Origin of the sequence: Serinicoccus sp. CNJ-927 (assembly GCF_001942435.1) — a bacterium.
In the GTDB taxonomy this organism is placed as follows: domain Bacteria; phylum Actinomycetota; class Actinomycetes; order Actinomycetales; family Dermatophilaceae; genus Ornithinicoccus; species Ornithinicoccus marinus.
On the sequence record NZ_MKKF01000050.1, the window covers coordinates 169,691 to 190,068 of the forward strand.

21 protein-coding genes are annotated in these 20,378 nt (G+C 73.2%); 4 read left to right on the plus strand and 17 right to left on the minus strand.

Annotated features, from left to right (window positions below; all coding sequences use genetic code 11):
- Positions 1-12 precede the first annotated feature (12 nt).
- Positions 13-1,119 carry a site-2 protease family protein gene (locus BJF86_RS15150; RefSeq protein WP_075820114.1) on the minus strand — a complete coding sequence of 369 codons (1,107 nt, stop codon included), beginning with the start codon at positions 1,117-1,119 and terminating at the stop codon, positions 13-15.
- Between the two features lie 23 nt (positions 1,120-1,142).
- Between BJF86_RS15150 and BJF86_RS15155 the strand changes: the two genes are divergently transcribed.
- Entirely contained in the window at positions 1,143-2,006 is an 864-nt protein-coding gene (locus BJF86_RS15155; RefSeq protein ID WP_075820116.1) for a RecB family exonuclease, read from the plus strand.
- Here BJF86_RS15155 and BJF86_RS15160 read toward each other — a convergent pair.
- Positions 1,992-2,849 carry a PAC2 family protein gene (locus BJF86_RS15160; protein ID WP_075820118.1) on the minus strand — a complete coding sequence of 286 codons (858 nt, stop codon included), beginning with the start codon at positions 2,847-2,849 and terminating at the stop codon, positions 1,992-1,994. The genes BJF86_RS15155 and BJF86_RS15160 overlap by 15 nt on opposite strands.
- A gap of 62 nt (positions 2,850-2,911) precedes the next feature.
- Between BJF86_RS15160 and BJF86_RS15165 the strand changes: the two genes are divergently transcribed.
- Positions 2,912-3,643 carry an HAD family hydrolase gene (locus tag BJF86_RS15165; RefSeq protein WP_075820120.1) on the plus strand — a complete coding sequence of 244 codons (732 nt, stop codon included), beginning with the start codon at positions 2,912-2,914 and terminating at the stop codon, positions 3,641-3,643.
- Here the strand turns inward: BJF86_RS15165 and mshC are convergent.
- The 6 genes from mshC to BJF86_RS18035 form a co-directional block, all read right to left on the minus strand.
- A complete protein-coding gene (gene mshC / locus BJF86_RS15170; protein WP_075820122.1) occupies positions 3,593-4,876 on the minus strand; it encodes a cysteine--1-D-myo-inosityl 2-amino-2-deoxy-alpha-D-glucopyranoside ligase in 1,284 nt (427 codons plus the stop codon). The genes BJF86_RS15165 and mshC overlap by 51 nt on opposite strands.
- Positions 4,877-4,977: 101 nt before the next feature.
- Positions 4,978-5,796, minus strand: a complete 819-nt coding sequence (locus BJF86_RS15175) for an SCO1664 family protein (protein WP_075820124.1) — start codon at positions 5,794-5,796, stop codon at positions 4,978-4,980.
- A gap of 1 nt (position 5,797) precedes the next feature.
- On the minus strand, positions 5,798-6,358 hold the full coding sequence (locus tag BJF86_RS15180; RefSeq protein ID WP_075820126.1) for a DUF3090 family protein: 561 nt from the start codon (positions 6,356-6,358) through the stop codon (positions 5,798-5,800).
- A gap of 9 nt (positions 6,359-6,367) precedes the next feature.
- Positions 6,368-7,132, minus strand: a complete 765-nt coding sequence (locus tag BJF86_RS15185) for an MSMEG_4193 family putative phosphomutase (protein ID WP_075820128.1) — start codon at positions 7,130-7,132, stop codon at positions 6,368-6,370.
- Positions 7,132-8,181, minus strand: a complete 1,050-nt coding sequence (locus BJF86_RS15190) for an LLM class F420-dependent oxidoreductase (RefSeq protein WP_075820130.1) — start codon at positions 8,179-8,181, stop codon at positions 7,132-7,134. Before BJF86_RS15190 ends, BJF86_RS15185 begins: the two co-directional genes overlap by 1 nt.
- 3 nt (positions 8,182-8,184) lie before the next feature.
- A complete protein-coding gene (locus tag BJF86_RS18035) occupies positions 8,185-8,544 on the minus strand; it encodes a hypothetical protein (protein WP_022923984.1) in 360 nt (119 codons plus the stop codon).
- A 79-nt stretch (positions 8,545-8,623) separates the two neighbouring features.
- Here BJF86_RS18035 and BJF86_RS15200 point away from each other — a divergent pair, with 79 nt between their 5' ends.
- Positions 8,624-8,809, plus strand: coding sequence for a DUF5703 family protein (locus BJF86_RS15200; protein ID WP_022923985.1), 186 nt, complete (start codon positions 8,624-8,626; stop codon positions 8,807-8,809).
- Between the two features lie 51 nt (positions 8,810-8,860).
- Here the strand turns inward: BJF86_RS15200 and BJF86_RS15205 are convergent, their stop codons facing one another.
- The 7 genes from BJF86_RS15205 to BJF86_RS15235 all read right to left on the minus strand — a co-directional run bounded on the left by BJF86_RS15205 (position 8,861) and on the right by BJF86_RS15235 (position 16,260).
- Positions 8,861-10,213, minus strand: a complete 1,353-nt coding sequence (locus tag BJF86_RS15205) for a M20/M25/M40 family metallo-hydrolase (RefSeq protein WP_075820132.1) — start codon at positions 10,211-10,213, stop codon at positions 8,861-8,863.
- Between the two features lie 131 nt (positions 10,214-10,344).
- Positions 10,345-10,659 (minus strand): hypothetical protein, encoded by a 315-nt coding sequence (locus BJF86_RS15210; protein WP_083653195.1) that lies wholly within the window; start codon positions 10,657-10,659, stop codon positions 10,345-10,347.
- A 7-nt stretch (positions 10,660-10,666) separates the two neighbouring features.
- Positions 10,667-11,110 carry an SRPBCC family protein gene (locus BJF86_RS15215; protein ID WP_083653218.1) on the minus strand — a complete coding sequence of 148 codons (444 nt, stop codon included), beginning with the start codon at positions 11,108-11,110 and terminating at the stop codon, positions 10,667-10,669.
- Positions 11,111-11,120: 10 nt separating this feature from the next.
- The gene (locus BJF86_RS15220; protein WP_075820136.1) at positions 11,121-11,975 is read right to left on the minus strand and encodes an FAD binding domain-containing protein; all 855 of its coding nucleotides are present in this window, start codon (positions 11,973-11,975) and stop codon (positions 11,121-11,123) included.
- The gene (locus tag BJF86_RS15225) at positions 11,972-14,512 is read right to left on the minus strand and encodes a xanthine dehydrogenase family protein molybdopterin-binding subunit (protein ID WP_075820138.1); all 2,541 of its coding nucleotides are present in this window, start codon (positions 14,510-14,512) and stop codon (positions 11,972-11,974) included. Before BJF86_RS15225 ends, BJF86_RS15220 begins: the two co-directional genes overlap by 4 nt.
- Positions 14,509-14,991, minus strand: a complete 483-nt coding sequence (locus BJF86_RS15230; RefSeq protein ID WP_075820139.1) for a (2Fe-2S)-binding protein — start codon at positions 14,989-14,991, stop codon at positions 14,509-14,511. The genes BJF86_RS15225 and BJF86_RS15230 overlap by 4 nt, the downstream gene beginning before the upstream one ends.
- 132 nt (positions 14,992-15,123) lie before the next feature.
- Positions 15,124-16,260, minus strand: a complete 1,137-nt coding sequence (locus BJF86_RS15235) for an XdhC family protein (RefSeq protein ID WP_075820141.1) — start codon at positions 16,258-16,260, stop codon at positions 15,124-15,126.
- A gap of 146 nt (positions 16,261-16,406) precedes the next feature.
- On the opposite strand from BJF86_RS15235, the gene BJF86_RS15240 reads away from it, so the two are divergent.
- Entirely contained in the window at positions 16,407-18,089 is a 1,683-nt protein-coding gene (locus BJF86_RS15240; protein WP_075820143.1) for a M48 family metalloprotease, read from the plus strand.
- 83 nt (positions 18,090-18,172) lie between these two features.
- Here the strand turns inward: BJF86_RS15240 and BJF86_RS15245 are convergent, their stop codons facing one another.
- Positions 18,173-19,327 (minus strand): vWA domain-containing protein, encoded by a 1,155-nt coding sequence (locus BJF86_RS15245; protein WP_083653220.1) that lies wholly within the window; start codon positions 19,325-19,327, stop codon positions 18,173-18,175.
- A gap of 40 nt (positions 19,328-19,367) precedes the next feature.
- On the minus strand, positions 19,368-20,264 hold the full coding sequence (locus tag BJF86_RS15250) for an AAA family ATPase (protein WP_075820247.1): 897 nt from the start codon (positions 20,262-20,264) through the stop codon (positions 19,368-19,370).
- Between the last annotated feature and the right edge of the window lie 114 nt (positions 20,265-20,378).

Genomic DNA, 20,378 nt, shown 5'->3' on the forward strand with positions numbered 1-20,378 from the left:
CTGCTCACCTGGTCAGTCTACGAGCGGGGCGCCGGTGAGCTCGTGCGTGCTCACCACGCCCCAGGGCCGGCCGTCGTCGTCCAGCAGGGCGACGACGCCGGACCCGGACCGGCGCATGACGTCGATGACGCTGTCGAGCCTCGCCTCGGGCGCCATCGGCACGGCCCAGCCGCCGGGGAGCCGGACCGCCACGGCCGAGACCGGGGTGCCGGTCCACTGCTCGCGCGGGACCCGCTGCAGCGAGGGCGGGTCGACGAGGCCCTCTGGGCGCCCGTCCGCGTCGAGCACGACCCACACCGGCCGCTCGGACCAGGCGACGGTGTGCAGCGGCTCGTCGTTGCGGACGACACCGGCGGGCAGGGCGGCGTCGCCGAGCCGTCGGCGGGAGGCACGTCGGCCGTGGACGCCGACCTTGATCGCCTGGCTGGCGCCCTGCCACAGGAAGAGCCCCACGAGGGCCACCCACGCGACGCGGGTGAACGGCACCCGCTCGCCCTGGAGTAGCGGCGGGAGGAGCAGCGCGAGGGCCACGAGCACGACGACGGCGCGACCGGCCCAGCCGGCGGTGATGGTGCCGACGTGCCGGTCGCCGGACAGCTTCCAGACCAGGGCCTCCAACAGGTAGCCCCCGTCCAGCGGCAGCCCGGGGACGAGGTTGAAGACCGCCACGAAGGAGTTGGCCCAGGTGAAGGCATACGCCAGCAGGAGCGGGACGCCGGTGCCGTCCACGAGGGTCCAGGACCACCAGCCGAGCACAGCGAGCAGCCCGTTGGCCAGCGGCCCGACCACCGCGACCGCCGCGCTGCGCCCGGGCGTCCCGCCGGCCCCGTCGTGCGCGGTGTGGCCGCCCCAGAAGTCGGCGACGATCCGGGAGACGCCGAAGCCGACGCGCTGCGCGACGAGGGCGTGCGCCGCCTCGTGCACGAGCACGGAGACCAGCAGCAGCAGCACGAAGACGAGGGCGACGGCATAGCTCCACAGCCCCAGCTCGGGCAGGACGCGCCCCACCGTCGGCCCGAAGAGGGCGATCATGACGACGGCGACGAGGACCCAGCTGCGGCCGAGGTAGATCGGGATTCCGGACAGGGTGCCGATGCGCCACCCGGGCTGTCGCTCCATCCTCCGAGCGTAGAGTGCGGCGCATGGAGCCGGGCACCGAGGACTGCGCCCGTGCCCTCTCCCCGTCGCGGGCCGCCGACTTCATGCAGTGCCCGCTGCTCTACCGGCTGCGGGTCGTCGACCGCCTCCCCGAGCCGCCGAGCGCGGCCGCCGCCCGCGGGAGCCTCGTGCACGCGGTCCTGGACCGCATCTTCGACCGTCCGGCGCAGGAGCGCACCCTGGAGCAGGCGACCGCCCTGGTCCCCGCCGAGTGGGAGCGCATGGTCGCGCAGGAGCCGGAGCTGGCCGGGCTCGCTGTCGCCGACACCGCCGGTGCGGCCGACGGGCTGCTGGCGCGCTGGTTCGAGCTGGAGGACCCGACGAGGCTGGAGCCGGCCGAGCGCGAGCTCTACGTCGAGGCCGACCTGGACGGGCTGGTCATCCGCGGGTATGTCGACCGCCTGGACGAGGCGCCGGACGGGGCGCTGCGGGTGGTGGACTACAAGACCGGTCGCGCACCCTCGGAGACCTTCGAGGGGCGGGCGCTGTTCCAGCTGAAGTTCTACGCGCTCGCGCTGTGGCGCAGCCGCGGGGTCCTGCCGCGGCGGCTGCAGCTGGTCTACCTGGGCGACCGGACGGTGCTGTGGATCGACCCCACCGAGGCCGAGCTGCGGGCCACCGAGCGCAAGATCCGTGCGCTGTGGGCGGCCATCGAGCAGGTCGCCATCTCCGGTGACTGGCGCCCGCGGCGGGGCCGAGCCTGCACCTGGTGCTCCTTCCAGGAGCACTGCCCGGCCTGGGGTGGGACGCCGCCACCGCTGCCGGAGGGCGCGACCCTGCTGGCGCTGGACCCGCGGTCGGCGGGGCGGGTCAACACCGGGCAGGACGCGCGGTCAGCCGCGGGGTGAGCCGTCGTCGCGCCGCCGCAGGTAGCGCTCGAACTCCTTGGCGATCGCGTCGCCGGAGGCCTCCGGCAGGTCAGCGGTGTCCTGCGCCTCCTCGAGCTGGCGGACGTAGTCGGCGACCTCCTCGTCGGTCGAGGCGAGGTCGTCCACGCCGCGCTCCCAGGCCCGCGCCGACTCGGTGATCGCGGTGTCGTCGATGACGCAGTCGAGCAGCTCCTCCAGCTGCCCCAGCAGCGCCAGCGAGGCCTTCGGCGAGGGCGGGCCCCCGGCGTAGTGCGGGACGGCTGCCCAGCAGGACAGGGTCGGGACGTCCTGCTGCCGCGCCTCGTCCGAGAGCACGCCCACGATGCCGGTCGGGCCCTCGTAGGTGCTCGGCTCGATGTCCTCACTGCTGGCCAGCAGCTCGGCGTCCTCGGAGCTGACGCTGACCGGGATGGGTCGGGTGTGCGGGACGTCGGCCAGCAGGCCGCCGAGCACGATCATCAGCTGGACGTCGCGCGACAGCAGGTAGGCGAGCAGGTCGCTGGCGAAGGTCCGCCACCGGACCGAGGGCTCGATGCCCAGCACCAGCAGCACGTCCCGGCCCAAGGGGGTGTTGCGGGCGAGCATCACCCGGGTGCTCGGCCACCGGATCATCCTGCGGCCGTCCACGGTGAGCACCTGCGGGCGGTTGACCTGGAAGTCGTAGAAGTCCTCCGGGTCGATCGCGGCGACCACCTCGGCGTCCCACACCTGCGCCAGGTGCTCCACGACGCTGGAGGCGCACTCGCCCGCGTCGTTCCATCCCTCGAAGGCCGCGATGACGATCGGGTCGCGCAGCTCGCCCGTGTCCTGCAGCTCGATCACTGCCTCACCTTCCTGATCGGCACCGTGCGACCACCCTAGACGCTCTGCTCTAGCGTGGGGGCGTGACGCGCCAGCACCCCGACCAGCCCTTGCTGCCCGCCGCCGTCCTGTGGGACATGGACGGCACCATTGTCGACACCGAGCCGTCCTGGATCGCCGAGGAGTACCTCCTCGTCGAGGAGGCCGGGGGCACGTGGACCGACGACGACGCCCACGACCTCGTCGGGCAGGACCTGCTGACCTCGGCCCGGATGATCCTCGAGCGCACCCCGGTCCAGGGGGATCCGGAGGACGTGGTGCGGCGGCTCCTCACCGGCGTGGTGCGGCGGACCCGGGCGCACGTCCCGTGGCGTCCGGGAGCCGTCGAGCTGCTGCGGGCCGTCCGCGCGGCCGGTGTGCCGTGCGCCCTGGTCACGATGTCGTGGACCGAGCTCGCCGACGTGCTCGTGGAGCACCTCCCCGCAGGCACCTTCGACGCCGTCGTCACCGGCGACCAGGTGAGCCACGGCAAGCCGCACCCCGAGGCCTACCTCGACGCGGCGCGCCGGCTGGGCGTGGAGCCGCGACGCGCGGTCGCCGTCGAGGACTCCTTCACCGGGGCCACCGCCGCGACGGCGGCCGGGGTCCCGACGCTGGTGGTCCCGCACACCGTCGCGGTGCCGAGCCTGCCCGGGGCGATGCAGGTCGGCACGCTGGAGGGGCTGTCGCCGACGGATCTCGCCGAGGTCGGGCGGACGCTGGTCTCAGAGCTGCACCCCGAGGAGCGCGTCGACCGCGCGCGGGACCAGGCCTGAGGCGGGCTCGCCCGCCGCGACGGTCGTCGCCCAGTCGTCGACCGCGTCGAGCGCGCCGGGGGTGTCGAGGTCGTCGGCGAGACGCTCCCGCAGCCGGAGGACGGTGGACCGACCGATCTCGGTGACCGTGTCGTGGGCAGCCATGTCGCTCGCCCGGCGCCACAGCTCGAGCCGTTCCACGGCCTCGCGCAGGACCTGGTCGGTCCACTCCCACTCGGTGCGGTAACGCTTCGAGAGCAGGGCCAGCCGGATCGCCATCGGGTCGACGCCGGAGGCCCGGAGCCGGGACACGAGCACGAGGTTGCCCCTGCTCTTGCTCATCTTGCCGCCGTCGAGCCCGACCATCGCCTGGTGCACGTAGGCACGCGCGAAGCAGTCATCCCCGCACAGCGCGGCCGCCTGGACGGCGCTCATCTCGTGGTGCGGGAAGACCAGGTCGGTGCCGCCGCCCTGCACGTCGAAGGCGGCGCCGAGGTAGCGCTGGGCGATCGTGGAGCACTCGATGTGCCAGCCCGGGCGTCCCTGGCCGAGCGAGGCGCCGTCCCAGTGCGGCTCCCCCGCGCGTCCGGAGCGCCAGAGCAGCGGGTCCAGCGGGTCCCGCTTGCCCTCCCGGTCAGGGTCGCCCCCGCGGTCGGCGAAGACCTCCATCATCTCCGCCCGGCTCCAGCCCGAGACGGCCCCGAAGCTCGGCTGGGTCGCCAGGTCGAGGTAGACGTCCTCGCCGGTGGCTCCCTCGGCGACCGGCTCCCCGTCGGGCACCGCCAGCCGGTATGCCGTGCCGGCCGCGAGCAGCCGCTCCACCGCGCTGACGTCGTCCGGGATGCCCTCGACCGCACCGACGTAGTGGTCCGGCGGCAGCACCCGCAGCGCCTCCATGTCCTCGAAGAACAACCCGATCTCGCGGGACGCCAGCTCGCGCCAGTCGATCCCGTCGCGCTCGGCCCGCTCCAGCAGCGGCTCGTCGACGTCGGTGACGTTCTGGACATAGGTGACCTGCAGACCCGCGTCCCGCCAGGCGCGCTGCAGCACGTCGAAGGTGACGTAGGTGGCGGCGTGCCCGAGGTGGGTGGCGTCGTAGGGGGTGATGCCGCACACGTAGAGGCGCGCGCGGCCGTCGCCGTCGCCACCGCCGACCGGGACCAGGGATCCGGTGGCGGTGTCATGGACCCGGACGGGTCTACCGTCGTGGTCGATCGGCAGCCGTGGGACGTCGGTGGTCGACCAGGTCATCACGTCGGGGAGCCTAACCCTCGCCCCTGACGCCACCCCAATCGCCCGTCCTCACCAGTCCGTCCCTCCCCCAGAGCCCGGGGAGCCGAGGCTGGACCGGGCGCTCACCAGAGCGGCCACGGCAGCGGGTAGCGGTCGGCCGGCGGCATCGGCAGGATGCCCGCCTCGAGCAGTGCCTCCGTCCGGTGCCGCAGCCCGGCCAGCTCGGCCGGGCTCAGCAGGGTCGCGAGCACGTCGGCCGTCTCCCCCGCCTCCGCCAGCACCTCGGCCACGGCCGTCACGCGTCGCCGGTCCTCCTCGGGCAGCGCCTCACCCGCGAAGCCCCACAGCACGGTGCGCAGCTTGTCGTCCTCGTGCAGCGCGAGGCCGTGGTCGAAGCCACGCAACCGGCCCTCGACGTCGATCGTCAGGTGGGCAGCCTTGCGGTCGGCGTTGTTGAGGACGACGTCCAGAGTGGCCATCGTCCGCAGCCGGGGGTCGTCCGCGTGCGCCACCACGACCGGCGAGCCGTGCTCGTCCTCGGCCTGGACGACCGCCCGCCAGCCCGGCTCCAGGTCCTCGGGCGCGAGCACGTCGACCAGCCCGGCCGAGGGGTCGACGAGCCGCTCGGGCTCCTGCTCGACCCACCACTGCACCGACCCCTCCCCGAGCGGGCCGTCACGCAGGACCGTGGGCGGCACCAGGTCGAAACCACCGGCGCGGGACACGGCATACGCCGCGACCTCACGCGCGGCGAGCGAGGCGGGCGGGAAGTCGTGGAGCGGTCGCTCACCCCGCGCCGGCTTGTAGACGGCCCGGTGACCCGTGGCGGCGCCGTCCTGCGCGAGCTCGACGAGGAGGGTGAGGTTGGAGGCCTGGGTCAGCCGTCCGACCGGCTCCAGCGCGCAGTCCCGCAGCAGGGCCAGCGCCTCGTCCTCCCGCACGTCAGCGGCGGTAGCCGTTGGCGCGGGGGCAGATGTGGCCTCCGGGGTCGAGCGGCTGGCCGCAGAACGGGCAGGACGGGCGGCCACCCTCGATCGAGGCGGTGCACCGCTGCGCGAAGGCGCGCGCCCGGCCGGGCTCCAGGACGATCCGGAGGGACTGTGGGGGCAGACCCGCCCACGGCAGGTCGGCCGGCTCCTCCTCGCCGCTCAGCTCGGCGACATCCTCCTCGCTCGGACGGTCGTAGGCCTCGAGCACGATGCGGCGCTGCCCCGCCTCCCAGGCGACGGAGAGCCGCTGCACGCGGAAGTCGTCCTCGATGGGGGTGTCGAGCGGCGCGTTGTCGGTGTAGGCCTCGGCGGCCTCCTCGCTGCCCTCGTCCCCGGCCACGTCGTCCAGCATCTCCACGAGGGACTCCCCCAGCAGGCGCACCTGCTCCTTCTCCAGGGAGACCGTCATCACCCGCTGGCCGTCGCTGGCCTGGAGGAAGAAGGTGCGGCCCCCGGGAGGACCGACGCTGCCGGCGACGCACCGCTCCGGCGGGTCGAAGACGTGCTCAGCCATGCCGTCAGCCTACGTCCTGGGAGGTCGGCAACCGCTGTCGCCACCGCCCCCGTGTCCCGCGCCACCTCCGACGTCGGCGTCCCCCGAGGCCCCCTCGCTGCTCACCCGGGCGACCAGTCCGGAGAGGTCCAGCGGGTCGCTGCCGGTGTCGTTGGTGCGCAGGACGAAGGGTCGGGCGGCCGTGCGGTGCACCAGGCTGATCGAGGCCGGGTCGACCACGATGCGCTGGAAGTCGTCGAGCCGGGTGGCGAGGGCGTCGGCCAGGATCGCCTTGATGACGTCGCCGTGGCTCACCGCGACCCAGACCGCGCCCGGGCCGTGCTCGGACTCGATCTGCGCGTCCCAGCGTGCGACGGCGCGCACCGCCCGGTCAGCCATGTCGGCCATCGACTCGTGCGCGAAGTCGTCGTCCGCGGGGAAGGTCACCGACGAGGGCTCGTCCTGCACCGCCCGCCACAGCGGGTCGTCCGCCAGCTCCTTCAGCGGCCTGCCGGTCCACGCGCCGTAGCGCGCCTCCCCCAACCCGTCCTCGGTATGCCTGTCGACCGCACGGTCGGCGGGCTGCGCCGCGAGCAGGGCGGCGGCGGTCTCCTGGCAGCGCTGCAGCGGGCTGGCGACCACCGCGGCGAGCGGCGTCGCGGCGAGCCGCTCGCCCACGCGACGCGCCTGCTGGGCGCCGGTGTCGTCGAGCCCGAGACCGGGACTCCACCCGGCCAGGACCCCGTCGGCGTTGGCCTGGGTGCGGCCGTGGCGCACCAGGACGCAGATCGCCATCAGGACCCCCCGAGCCGGGAGTGCGCCTCGACGGCGGCCTCGAGCCCCAGCATGCGGGCCTCGAGATCCGTGCCCCACGGCGCCACCGTGAGGGTGGTGATGCCGGCGTGCTGGTAGCGCCGCATCCGTTCGGTGATCCGGTCGACGTCGCCGAGCAGGCTGGTGTCGTCGACGAACTGCGGCGGCAGCGCCGCCGCCGCCTCGCCCCAGCGCCGGTCGAGGTAGAGCTCCTGCACCTGCTGCGCCTCCCGCTCGTAGCCCATCCGGCAGGCGAGCTGGTTGTAGAAGTTGTGCTCCCGGCTGCCCATTCCGCCGACGTAGAGCGCCGGGTAGGGGCTCACGGTGCGGGCGCAGGCCTCGAGGTCCTCGCCGGTGGCGAGCGCGACGGTGGCGTCGGTCTGGAAGCCACCGTCCGGCAGCGGGTCGGCCCGCCGCCGCATCCCGGCCTCGAGGTGCTCGCGCTGCTCGGCGAAGAAGTCAGGTGCCACGAAGACCCCGAGCCAGCCCTCGGCGATCTCCCCCGCGAGCTCGAGGTTCTTCGGGCCGACGGCGGCGAGGTAGATCGGGATGGACGGCCGGTGGACGTGCGTGAGCCGCAGGGCCTTGCCCGGCCCGTCGGGCAGCGGGAGGGTGAAGAACTCTCCCTCGTGGCTCACCGGCCGGTGCCGCAGCGCGGTCCGGACGATCTGGGCATACTCCCGCGTCCGGGCCAACGGCTTGGCGAACCGGACGCCGTGCCAGCCCTCGGAGACCTGTGGCCCGCTGACGCCCAGGCCGAGCCGGAAGCGGCCCTTCGACAGGCTGTCCAGGCTGACTGCCGCCATCGCCGTCGCTGCCGGGGTCCGCGCCGGGATCTGCATCACGCCCGCGCCCAACCCGATCCGCTCGGTCTGCGCCGCGAGGTAGGACAGGATCGTCACGGAGTCGGGCCCATACGCCTCGGCGACCCAGACGACGTCCACCCCCAGCTCGTCGGCGCGGCGCACCAGCGCCAGATTGTCCTCGTCGCGTCCCTGCCCCCAGAAGCCGCAGCTCAGCCCCAGCCGCACGGATCAGTGCCGTCCCGAGGTGGTGTCGTCGAGATCCTCGTCGTCGTCCTCCACCTCCGGGTCGTCGAGCTCCTCGTCGAGATCGTCGTCGTCCAGGTCGTCGTCGAGGTCGTCATCGTCCTCGCCGTCATCTGCGTCCTCGTCGTCGTCGCTCGCGAGGTCGTCATCGTAGACCTCCAGCGGCGTCACCTCGCCGTAGGCGTCCATGAGCGCGTCGTCGTAGGCGGTGAACGCCTCGGCGATCCGCTCGTAGGCCTCGATCACCGCCGGGTCGTCCTCGCCGCGGCTGACGGCCGAGGTCTCCAGGTGGGTCTCAAGGGCGGCGACGAGGGCGGTCAGGGCGGCACGCGGGTCTGCGGTCATGGGGTGACGGTAGCGCGGATCGCTTCCGCGCGGCGGGTTGTTTCTCCAGGCCGAGAAGGGGTGCCTATGCTGGGCGGCCATGGTGGAGTACGAGTACCGCGAGCTCACCTTCCACCGCGACCAGGGGCGCGGTGAGGTGCGGCAGGCGCTCACCGAGCACGCGGAGTACGGCGCGTGGGAGCTGGCCCGGGTCCGGGTCTACCTCGGGGGCGTGCGCCGCGTGCTGTTGCGCCGCAAGATCATCCGCGTCCGCCGCACCGCCTGACCGCCTCTCGCGACCGGCCGCACGGTCTGCGACGACCGGCCGCGCGGTCTGTCAGCAGTCGGCGATCAGCTGGCCCAGCACCCGCGTGCCGAAGCGGATGGCGTCGACCGGTACGCGCTCGTCCACGCCGTGAAACATGCCGACGAAGTCGAGGTCCTCGGGCAGCCGCAGCGGCGCGAAGCCGTAGCCGGTGATGCCGAGCCGGGACAGATGCTTGTTGTCGGTGCCGCCGGACAGGCAGTACGGCAGGACATGCGCACCCGGGTCCTCCTTCAGCAGCGCGCGCTTCATCGAGTCGACCAGCTCGCCGCTGCTCGGCGCCTCGAGCGCGACGTCCTTGTGCTCGATCTCGACCTCGACGTGCTCACCGGCCAGCTCCCGGATCGTGCCGAGCAGCTCCTCCTCGTGCCCCGGCAGGAAGCGGCAGTCCAGCGAGGCGGAGGCGCTCTGCGGGATGACGTTCATCTTGTAGCCGGAGTCGAGCATCGAGAAGTTCGAGGTGTCCTGCAGCGTGCCCTCGACGAAGCGGCGCGCCCCACCGAGCCGGGCTAGCACGTCCTCGACCCGCTCCTCGCTCCAGCCCTCCCCGGTGACGCGCTCGACCCCGTCGAAGAGCTCGCGCACCGAGGCGATGTAGGTGCGCGGCCACTCGTGGGCGTCGATCCGGGCGATCGCCTCGGCCAGCCGCACGATGGCGTTCTCGGGGTTGGGGACCGAGCCGTGCCCTGCGCGACCGCGCGCGTGCAGCCGCAGCCACGCGATCCCCTTCTCCGCCGTCTGCAGCAGGTATGCCCGCGTCGGCGCCCCGGTCGCGTGGTCCGGCAGGGTGATCGAGAAGCCGCCGACCTCGCTGATCGCCTCGGTGCAGCCCTCGAACCACTCCGGGTGCTCGGCGACGACGTGCCCGGCGCCCTGCGTGCCCCCGGCCTCCTCGTCGGCGAAGAAGGCCCAGACGATGTCGCGCGGAGGCTTCTCCCCGGACCGGGCGAGCTGGCGCAGGGTCGCCAGCAGCATGGCGTCCATGTCCTTCATGTCGACCGCGCCGCGGCCCCAGATCATCCCGTCCTTCTCCACGGCCTCGAACGGGTCGACGGACCAGTCCTCGGCCGCCGCGGGGACGACGTCGAGGTGGCCGTGCAGGACCAGGCCCGGTCGGAAGCTGTCCCGGCCCGGGGTCCGCACGACGACGCTGGTCCGCTCGGGGTGGTCCGCGGGCGCGGTGACCTGCGGGTCCAGCCCGACCTCCCGGAGCAGCTCCACGACGTAGTCCGCTGCGGCCCGCTCCCCCGGCCCGCTGCCGTCGCCGTAGTTGCTGGTGTCGATCCGGATGAGCTCCTTGCAGATCCGGACCGCCTCCTCCTCGGCGGTGCTGGAGGCGGTGAGGTCGTCATGCGTCGAGGTCATGGCGCCACCCTAGTCAGTCTGGACACGGCATAGCGCGGAGGACCGGTCCAGCCGCACCGATGCTCACCGGTACGCCACCGCTCCCCACGCGATCTCGTCAACCGTCGCCGTGAACGGCACCGGCGTCCGGCTCACTCGTGCTCCTCGGCGAAGAGCTCGAGGTGGCGGCACTCCCGGCAGCGCAGCGCGCGGACCGGGTGCCGGGCGGCCTGGTCGAGCGCGGCGAAGCCGAAGATCTCGGTCGACGGCGGCTCCCCCACCCACTCCACGTGCCCGGTCGTGCCGTCGCCGCGACCGATGAGGAACCCCTCGTCCACGAGGCCGAGACTGCCGCAGGCGGTGCACGTCGCGCGCGCCCGCTGCCAGGCGTCGTCGCCGGCCGCCCCGGTGACGAGCCGGTGCATCCCGTCGCCGCGCGCCGGCTCCGCCGGCAGGTCCTCGCTCACGACCGGATCACGCCGTGAGCTTGCCCTCGATGCACTCGACGAACTGGCCGAGCAGCTTGTCCGAGACGCTCTGCATGACGCCGCGGCCGAACTGCGCCGGCTTGCCGGTGATGTTCATCGAGGTGAGCACGTCGGCTTTGGTGCCGGTCCCGTCCGGCTCGAGCTGCAGGGTGACCGTCGCCGAGGCGTTGCCCAGGCCCCGCAGGCCCTTGCCGAGCCCTTCGATGACGGCACGGTGCGCCTCGTCGTCGCGCTCGAGGAACCTGCCCTCGCCCTGGTAGGTCACGCCGATCGGGCCCAGCTTGACCTTGACGTTGCCGGTGAACTCCTGCTCCGACGCCGAGGTGACCGTGGCGCCGGGGAAGCAGCCGCCGACCTGCTCCAGGTCGGTGAGCAGCGCCCAGGTCTGGTCCGGTGGCGCGTCGACGGTGAAGGTGTGGTGCAGCTCCATCGCCATGGGGTCAGGCCCCTGTCGCGGCCAGCACGGCGCGCCGGGTGAGCACCCCGGCGACGTGCTTGCGGTAGTCCGCCTGGCCGTTGAGGTCCGAGGGTGGATCGGTGCCTTCGCCCACCTGGGCGCAGACCTCGGCGATCGCCTCCTCGGTCGCCTCCTTGCCGACCAGTGCCTGCTCCACCGCGGTCGCCCGCAGCGGGGTGGCACCCATGTTGGTCAGCCCGACCTTGGCCTCGGCGATGGTGCCGCCCTCGGCCCTCACGGCCGCGGCGATGCCGATGATCGCCCACTGGTGCGACACGCGCACGAACTTCTCGTAGTGCGCACCCCACCCGGTGTGCTTCGGGATCTCCACCGCCACGAGCAGCTCGTCCTCGCCGACCGCGGTCTCGAAGAGGTCGACGAAGAAGTCGCTGCCCTTGACGATGCGCTCGCCGTCCTGGCCTTGGATGACCATGCGCCCGTCGAGCGCGAGCACGGGCGCGCCGACGTCACCCGCCGGATCCGCGTGCGCCAGCGCGCCGCAGACCGTGCCGCGGTGCCGGATCTGTTCGTCGGCGACCTCCTTGAGGGAGGTGTGCAACAGCGCGAGGTGCTCCCGGACGAGGTCGGAGTCGAGGGCGTCCTGGTAGGTCGCTCCCGCGCCGATCCGGATGGCGTCGCCGACCTCGGTGATGCCCTTGATCTCCTCGATCCGGGAGATGTCGACGATGATGCCGGGCGCGTTGAGCCGCATGCGCAGCACCGGCAGCAGCGACTGACCGCCGGACATGACCTTGGCCTCGTCGCCGTGCTCGGCGAGCAGCGCGAGCGCCTCGGCCACCGTCGCGGGTGCGGCGTAGTCGAACTCGGGGGGGATCATGCCTGACCGCCTTCCTGCGTCGTCGTGGTCGTCGACGTCGGCGCGTCACCGGTGCCGGACGGACCAGGTGGGTCCTGGTTGGGCTCACCCTGGATGAAGTGACCGGCGGCGTCCTCCGCCGTCTCGGCCCGTGCTCCGGCGTTCCCCTCCTGGATGGCCCGCCACACCCGCTCGGGGGTGCAGGGCATGAGGATGTCCTCGACGCCGTACTGCCGGATCGCGTCGAGCACCGCGTTGACCACGGCTGGTGTGGAGGCGATGCACCCTGCCTCGCCCACGCCCTTGACCCCGAGGTCGTTCGACGTCGCCGGCGAGGTGGTGCGGTCGGTGACGAAGTTGATGGTGTCCGCCGTGGTCGGCAGCGTGTAGTCGACGAACGAGCCGGAGACCAGCGTCCCCTGGTCGTCGTAGACCGCCTCCTCCCACAGCGCCTGGGCGATGCCCTGGACGAGCCCGCCGTGGACCTGGCCCTCGACGATGAGCGGGTTGACCACGTTGCCGATGTCGTCGACGCAGACGTAGGACCGCATCGTCGTCGCCCCGGTCTCGGTGTCGACCTCCATCGCGCACAGGTGGGTGCCGTGCGGGAAGGAGAAGTTGACCGGGTCGAAGGTCGCGTCGGCGTCCAGGCTCGGCTCCATGCCGTCCGGGAGGTCGTGCGCGGCGAAGACCGCGAGCGCGAGCCCCGCGAGCCCGATGCCCTCCTGGTCCTCGCCGGCGCCCAGGACGGTGAACTTCCCGTCACGGAACTCCAGGTCGTCCACGTTGGCCTCGAGCTGGTGCGCCGCGAGCGGTTTCGCCTTCTCGATGACCTTCTTGGCGGCGTTGATGACCGCCTGCCCGCCGACCACGAGGGACCGCGAGCCGTAGGTGTCCAGCCCCTTGTGGCTGATCTGGGTGTCCCCGTGCAGCACCTCGACGTCTTCGAAGGGCACCCCGAGCTGGTCGGCCACGATCTGGCTCCAGGCGGTCTCGTGCCCCTGCCCGTGGGCGGAGGAGCCGGTGATGACCTCCACCTTGCCGGTCGGCAGCATCCGCACCGAGGCGTGCTCCCAACCACCGGCGCCGTAGTTGAGCGAGCCCAGCACCCGGGACGGAGCCAGCCCGCACATCTCGGTGAACGTCGAGATGCCGATCCCGAGCTGGACCCGGTCGCCGCTCTCCCGGCGACGCCGCTGCTCGGCCCGCAGCTCGTCATACCCGAAGAGCTCCTTGGCGCGGTCGGTGGCGGCCTCGTAGTTGCCGGAGTCGTACTCCAGCCCGCACACCGTGGTGAAGGGGAACTCGTCGTGGGTGATCCAGTTCTGCTCGCGCACCTCCATCGGGTCGCGCCCCAGCTCGAGCGCGAGCTCGTCCATGATCCGCTCGATGGCGAAGGTCGCCTCCGGCCGACCGGCGCCGCGGTAGGCGTCGGTCCACGTCTTGTTGGTGAAGACGTTGGTGCAGGCGAAGTGGTAGGCGGGGAACTTGTAGATCGAGTTGAACATGAAGGCGCCCAGGATCGGCACGCCGGGCGTGACCAGACCGAGGTATGCCCCCATGTCGGCGAGCAGCTCCACCTTGAGCCCGGTGACGGTGCCGTCGGACCTCGCGGCGAGCGTGAGCTTCTGCCACTGGTCGCGGCCGTGGTGGGCCGAGAGCAGGCTCTCGCTGCGGGTCTCGGTCCACTTGCAGGGCCGGCCGGTGTGCCGGGCCATGAGGAAGGTGATGATCTCCTCCGGGGTGACCTGCAGCTTGCCGCCGAAGCCGCCGCCCACGTCGGGGGCGATGACGCGCACCTTGCCCTCGTCGACGCCCAGGGTCATCGCCAGCATGAGCCGCAGGATGTGCGGCACCTGGGTGGCCGACCACATGACGAACTGCTCGCCCGTGGGGTCGACGACGGTCGAGCGTGGCTCCATGAAGGCGGGGATGAGCCGCTGCTGGCGAAACTCGCGCTCGACGACGACATCGGCCTCCGCGATCGCGTCGTCGACGCTGGAGCCGGTGCCGGCCTCGGCCGAGTCGAAGACCCAGGTGGCCGAGCGGTTGGTGCCGAGGTCGGGGTGCGCCAGCGCCTCGTCGGCGGCCGCGGCCTTGAGGTCGAGCACCGCGGGCAGGTCCTCGTAGTCGACGTCGACCAGCTCGGCGGCGTCCCGGGCCGCCGCGGCGGTGCGGGCGGCGACGACGGCGACGATCTCGCCGGAGAAGGCGACGCGGTCGACGGCGATGGCCGGGTGGGGCGGTGCCTTCTGGTCCTCGGTGATGGGCCAGGCGCAGGGCAGGCTGCCCTGCAGGTCCTTGACGTCCTCGCCGGTCAGCACGGCGATGACACCCTGCGACTCCTGGGCCGCGGTGGCGTCGACGCCGGTGATCCGGGCGTGGGCGACCGGGCTGCGGACCATGGCCAGGTGCAGCATCCCCTGGAGCTGGAGGTTGTCGGTCCACTTGGTGCGGCCGGTGATGAGCCGCTGGTCCTCCTTGCGGCGCCGGTCGCGGCCGACCTCCCCGCTCGGGGACGCCGCGTCGGTGGCCGGCCTGTCGTCGACCGCGGTCATGACTGCTCACCTCCGGTGGCGGTGCCCTGGCCGGAGGCCTGCAGGACCGCCTTGACGATGTTGTGGTAGCCGGTGCACCGGCACAGGTTGCCCTCCATGCCGACGCGGACCTCCGCCTCGGTGGGGCTCGGGTTGCTGCTGAGCAGGTCGGTGGCCTGCATGATCATGCCGGGGGTGCAGTAGCCGCACTGCAGAGCGTGGCAGTCGCGGAAGGCCTCCTGGACCGGGGTGAGAGACTCCCCGTCGGCCAGCCCCTCGATGGTCGTGACCTCGTGGCCGTCGGCCTGGACGGCGAGGACGTTGCAGGACTTCACGCTGCGACCGTCGAGCAGGACCGTGCAGGCGCCGCAGTTGCTGGTGTCGCAGCCCACCACGGTCCCGGTCTTGCCGAGGGTCTCGCGCAGGTGGTAGACGAGCAGGGTCCGGGGTTCCACGTCGTCGGTGTAACTGGTGCCGTCGACCTTCACGGTGATCTTCATGCAGCCCTCCGTCGGGCAGTCGGGACGTCGCTGTCCCTGCCGATCCTGCCGTGACCCAGGTCACCCTGCAACAGATGAGCGGACGCCCGGTCGCACCGGCATTCGGGCACGCGAAGGGGCGCTAAATCCGGCTCACGCGGTATGCCGGTGGATCTCGCCCTCGGTGTCGCGCAGCGGCTCCCCGCGCCCGCCCCAGCGCAGGGCGATGATCTCCGAGGCGATGCTCACCGCGGTCTCCTCCGGGGTGCGCGCGCCGAGGTCCAGACCGATGGGGCTGCGCAGCCGCTCCAGCTGCGGGTCGGTCACGCCGACCTCGCGCAGCCGGGCCAGCCGGTCCTCGTGGGTGCGGCGCGACCCCATGGCCCCGATGTAGGCGAGCTCGGGCGTGTCCTCGCCGAGCAGGACCTCGAGCAGCGGCACGTCGAACTTCGGGTCGTGGGTGAGCACGCAGGCGACCGTCCGCTCGTCGAGCGCGCCCGCGGCGACCTGCTCCTCGACATACCGGTGCGGCCAGGAGACCACCACCTCCTCGGCCTCCGGGAAGCGGGACGCCGTGGCGAAGACCGGTCGGGCGTCGCAGACGGTGACGCGGTAGCCGAGGAAGGTCCCCACGCGCGCGACGGCGGCGGCGAAGTCGATCGCGCCGAAGACGAGCATCCGCGGGCGGGGGGCGTAGGAGGCGACGAAGACGCGCATCCCCTCGCCGCGACGTTCACCGTCCGGGCCGTACTCCAGGGTCGCGGTGCGGCCCTGGGCTAACATGCCCCGGGCGTCGTCGGACACGGCCGCGTCCGCCCGGTCGCTGCCAAGGCTGCCCGCGGTGTCCCTGCCCTCGGGGCGGACCACCATGCGGCGTCCGACGTGGCTGGCATCGGGATGGGCGACCACGGTGGCCACGGCCACCGGTCGGCCCGCGCCGATGTCGGCGGCCACCTCGCCGAGCCCCGGGAAGTCGTCCTGGGAGACCCGCTCGACGTAGACGTCGAGGATGCCGCCGCAGGTCAGACCCACCCCCATCGCCTCGTCGTCGGAGACGCCGTAGCGCTGGAGCACCGGGGTGCCGTCGGCGATGACCTGCTGGCCCAGCTCGTAGACCGCACCCTCGACGCACCCGCCTGAGACCGACCCGACGGCCTCGCCGTCCTGCCCCACCAGCATCGAGGCCCCCGGCTGGCGCGGCGCGGAGCGCCAGGTGCCCACCACGGTGGCCATCGCGGCGGTCTCCCCCGCCGCCCACCAGCCCTCGAGGCGGTCCAGGACATCGCGCATGGTCCGATCGTGCCACGGACCCCCGGCGCCGTCCTGACGGTCCCGTGGGAGTCGGGACCCTTCCCGACTCCCACGGGACGCTGCGCGGTGATCGGATGATGCCGTCCGGGAGCGACGACGCAGGTCAGCGCTGGTATACCTGCGCCATGTCGACACCGCGCCGAGCGCGCCGCCGAGCCACCCCGACCTCACTCGCGCTCCTCGTGGCGCTGACGGTGGCACTGATGACCGGCTCCACCGGCCCCGCCGCGGCCTCGCACGACGACTACGGGCCCGGCGAGGTGATCCTGCGCGACGAGCCGGGCTCGCGCGACCGGGTGAGCGTCGTCTTCCCGGAGGACACCCCGCACGAGGACGCCGAGGCCCGGGTCCGCGACGTCGCAGAGGCGAACGGGCTGGAGGTCGCCGACCTCGACGTCGTCGACAACTCCGGCCCGGACACGGTGCGGGTGCAGGTCACCACGCCGGTCGGCACGGCCACCAGCCTGCTGGGCGCGACCGTGCCGGCGAGCGTGGCACAGCAGTGGGCAGGACTGTCCGAGAGCGGGGAGGTGCACCTGTCGCTGCCCCGGTGGTCCACCGTCGACGGGGACCCTAAACGGCACGACGGCGACGTCGTCATGGGCGGCGAGGCAATCTCCTATCGCCAGGCGTGGTGGATTCCGGTGCTGCCGGCGCTGCTCCTCGTGGTCCTGCCGGTCGTGATCCACCTCCTGCTGCGCGGGTATGCCCGTCGTCAGGTCGCGAGCGAGGAGGAGCGCGACGTGCGGGTGCACCGGCTGCGGGTGGCCACGTCCGCGACGCTGCTCGGGGGGATGCTGCTCCTCGTGGCCGGCTCACTGCTGGGCGGCCAGGACGGCGTGACCCTGCTGCTCGCCGCGGTCGCCCCGGGGGCGCCGGGATGGCTCGCGATCGCGGTGAGGTTCTCGCTCCTGCTGCTGGCGCTCGTGCTGGTGGTCCTGGCGGTGCTCCTCGCGGTCGTCCCGGCGGACCGGGAGCTACGGCGGACCGAGCAGAGCACCGGCGGCGCCGTGCGGGAGGCGGTGCGGGCCTTTCTCGTCATCGGCGTCCTGGGCGGCGTGGTCGGCGGCATCGGCGGGGCGGTGATGGTGTGGGACACCTGGGCCTACCTCGCCTTCCTGGTGGTCGTGATGGTCGTCGTGGCGGTTCTGGGACCCATGCTCATCAGCCGCATGATGCGCACCCGGAAGCTGCCGGAACCGCACCGGTCCCGGCTGCGCGAGCAGCTCGAGGCGCACGACGTCCGCGTCCGTGACCTGCGGATGATCGACACCCGCGGCGGCAAGGTGGTCAACGCCGCGATCAGCGGTGTGCTGCCGCAGCTGCGCTACGTCTTCGTCACCGACCACGCGCTGGAGGTGCTGAGCGAGGAGGACCTCGAGGCGGTCCTCGCGCACGAGGCGGGGCACGGCAAGGGTCACCACCTGCTCATCAAGGCCGGCGCCGCACTGCTGCCCCTGCTGCTCATCGTCGGCGGCGGCTGGGCCGCACGCGAGCAGCTCGGTCGGCTGCTGGAGACGGTGCCGCTGTGGGGCGTGCTCGCGGCGGTCTGGCTGGTCGTGCCGGTCCTGCTCATCACGGTCCAGGGTGTGGTCGGCATCGCCTTGGAGAAGCGGGCGGACGACTACGCCGCCCGCACCGTGGGCGCCGAGCGGCTCGCCTCGGCGCTCGACGCCCTCGCCGAGGCCAACGTCGCGAAGCGGCGCACCGGGTGGCTGTGGAACCTGCTGCAGCAGCATCCCGGGCTCGAGGGGCGCATCGCGCGCCTGCGGTCCGCGCCGCGCAGCGAGGAACCCGCCGACGGGTGAGCGGGAGCCGCGCTGCGACCAGAGCGTCCCGTGAAAGTCGTGACCCTTCCCGACTCTCACGGGACGCTCTGACCGGCGGCGGGTCAGGCGCGCGCGATGACGTCCAGCAGCTCCTCGAAGGTCGCGAGCGAGTGGCCGGCGACGAAGTCGTCGACGTGCGGCAGGGCGGCGACGATGCCCGCCTGGACCGGGGCATACCCCGCCTTGCCGCGGTGCGGGTTGGCCCACACCACCCGGTGCGCCAGCGAGCGCAGCCGTCGCATCTGCTCCCCCAGCGCCTCGGGCGCCTGCCGCTCCCACCCGTCGCTGAGCACGACGACGACCGCACCGCGGGCCATCCCCCGTCGCCCCCAGCGCCGCAGGAAGACCTCGACGGCCTCGCCGAGCCGGGTCCCGCCCGACCAGTCCGGCACCGTCTCCCCCGCGGCGAGCAGCGCCCGATCGGGGTCGCGCTCGCGCAGCGCCCGGGTGACGTGGGTGAGCCGCGTGCCGACGGTGAAGACCTCGGTGCTGGCCGGCGCGGACTGCACGACCGTGTGCGCCAGCCGCAGCAGCGCGTCGGCGTAGGAGCTCATCGAGCCGGAGACGTCCACGAGCAGCACCACGCCGCGTCGCCGGACCGCCTGCTCGCGCCACCGGATCCGGGTGGGCTCGCCGAGGTTGCGCAGGTGTGCGCGCACCGTCGCCCGGCCGTCCACCTCCCCTCGTCGTGACCGGGTATGCCGTCGCCCGCGCCGCGTGGGAGGGCGCGGGCGCAGCGTCGTGAACTGGCGGCGCAGCGCCGCCCGGTCCGCCGGTGACAGCCCGGCCACGTCGCGGTGCCGCAGCACCTCCTGCGCGGACGCGAGCGCGTGCAGCATCTCCTGCCCGTCGGCGTCGTCCTCGCCCCGGCCGTCCTCCAGCGGCGACTGCACCGTCGTGGGCCGCGGCGGCTCCTCGCGGCTCACCGCGTCCAGCGGCACCCCGCCGAACCAGCCGGCGAAGACCCGGTCGTAGGCACCCAGGTCGGCCGGCGAGGCGGTGAGGGTCGCCCGACCGGCCCAGTAGACCCGCGCCTGCTCCCCCAGCCCGACGGCGGCGCAGGCCTGCAGGAAAGTGCGCTCCCGGTCCGCGGTGACCGGGAGCCCGGCGCCCCGGCAGGCCCGGGCGAAGCCAGCGAGCACCTGGCCGGCACCCCACCCCTCGGGCCGGGTCGAGCCGTCGGCCCCGGCCCCGGCGTCATGGGCGTCGGCGCTCATCTCGACCCTCGCCCGGTCCGGATGCATCACGGCATACCTCTCAGCCGGCGAGCATCCGGTCGAGCGCGACGCGGACCCGCTCGGCGTCCTCGCGGTACTTCACCGCAGCCCCCATCGTCGCGGCGGCCACCTCGGGGTCGAGCCGGCTGCGCCCGAGCGCGGCCAGGGCGCGCACCCAGTCCAGCGTCTCGGCCACCCCGGGCGGCTTGACCAGGCTCTCGTCGTCCCGGACCTGCTGGACGAGGGTGACGACCTCGCGTGCGAGGGTCTCCTCCACCTGCGGCAGCCGGGCACGGACGATGGCGAGCTCGCGCTCCAGCCCGGGGTGCTCGATCCAGTGGTAGAGGCAGCGGCGCTTGAGCGCGTCGTGCAGCTCGCGGGTGCGGTTGGAGGTGAGCACGACGAATGGCGGCGTGTCGGCGGCGACGACACCGAGCTCGGGGATGCTCACCGACCACGTCGAGAGCACCTCGAGCAGGAAGGCCTCGAACTCGTCGTCGGCCCGGTCGATCTCGTCGATGAGCAGCACGCACGGCGCCTCCCGCAGCGCCCGGAGCACCGGGCGGGCCTGGAGGAAGCGCTCGTCGAAGAGCTCGGCCTCGAGCTCCTCCACCCGCTGCCCCGCCGTCGCCTTCTGCGCGAGCGCCTCGACGGCACGCAGGTGCAGGATCTGCCGCGGGAAGTCCCAGTCGTAGAGCGCCTGACTGGCCTCGATCCCCTCGTAGCACTGCAGCCGGATGAGAGGCACGTCGACCAGCTCGGCCACCGCCTCGGCCAGTGCCGTCTTGCCGGTGCCGGGCTCCCCCTCCAGCAGCAACGGTCGCTGCAGCGAGTGCGCCAGCCAGGTGACCGTGGCGAGCCCGTCGTCGGCGAGGTATGCCGTCCCCGCCAGCGCGGCGCTCAGCGTGTCCGGGCTGGTCAGGGCGTCGTGCTGCATGGCCGCCAGCATTGCGGACCGGTGCCGGGTTGTCCACGGCGGAGGCTTGCCCCGCCAGGGATGACCCACTAATGTATTAGTCCCGAGTGCTACAGAAAGGAGCGGTGGTGTTCT

Coding starts and splice junctions, on each gene's coding strand:
- BJF86_RS15150 (WP_075820114.1), bottom strand. CDS start 1,119: ATGGAGCGACAGCCCGGGTGGCGCATCGGCACCCTGTCCGGAATCCCG.
- BJF86_RS15155 (WP_075820116.1), top strand. CDS start 1,143: ATGGAGCCGGGCACCGAGGACTGCGCCCGTGCCCTCTCCCCGTCGCGG.
- BJF86_RS15180 (WP_075820126.1), bottom strand. CDS start 6,358: ATGGCTGAGCACGTCTTCGACCCGCCGGAGCGGTGCGTCGCCGGCAGC.
- BJF86_RS15185 (WP_075820128.1), bottom strand. CDS start 7,132: ATGGCGATCTGCGTCCTGGTGCGCCACGGCCGCACCCAGGCCAACGCC.
- BJF86_RS18035 (WP_022923984.1), bottom strand. CDS start 8,544: ATGACCGCAGACCCGCGTGCCGCCCTGACCGCCCTCGTCGCCGCCCTT.
- BJF86_RS15200 (WP_022923985.1), top strand. CDS start 8,624: ATGGTGGAGTACGAGTACCGCGAGCTCACCTTCCACCGCGACCAGGGG.
- BJF86_RS15205 (WP_075820132.1), bottom strand. CDS start 10,213: ATGACCTCGACGCATGACGACCTCACCGCCTCCAGCACCGCCGAGGAG.
- BJF86_RS15215 (WP_083653218.1), bottom strand. CDS start 11,110: ATGGAGCTGCACCACACCTTCACCGTCGACGCGCCACCGGACCAGACC.
- BJF86_RS15220 (WP_075820136.1), bottom strand. CDS start 11,975: ATGATCCCCCCCGAGTTCGACTACGCCGCACCCGCGACGGTGGCCGAG.
- BJF86_RS15225 (WP_075820138.1), bottom strand. CDS start 14,512: ATGACCGCGGTCGACGACAGGCCGGCCACCGACGCGGCGTCCCCGAGC.
- BJF86_RS15230 (WP_075820139.1), bottom strand. CDS start 14,991: ATGAAGATCACCGTGAAGGTCGACGGCACCAGTTACACCGACGACGTG.
- BJF86_RS15235 (WP_075820141.1), bottom strand. CDS start 16,260: ATGCGCGATGTCCTGGACCGCCTCGAGGGCTGGTGGGCGGCGGGGGAG.
- BJF86_RS15240 (WP_075820143.1), top strand. CDS start 16,407: ATGTCGACACCGCGCCGAGCGCGCCGCCGAGCCACCCCGACCTCACTC.
- BJF86_RS15245 (WP_083653220.1), bottom strand. CDS start 19,327: ATGAGCGCCGACGCCCATGACGCCGGGGCCGGGGCCGACGGCTCGACC.
- BJF86_RS15250 (WP_075820247.1), bottom strand. CDS start 20,264: ATGCAGCACGACGCCCTGACCAGCCCGGACACGCTGAGCGCCGCGCTG.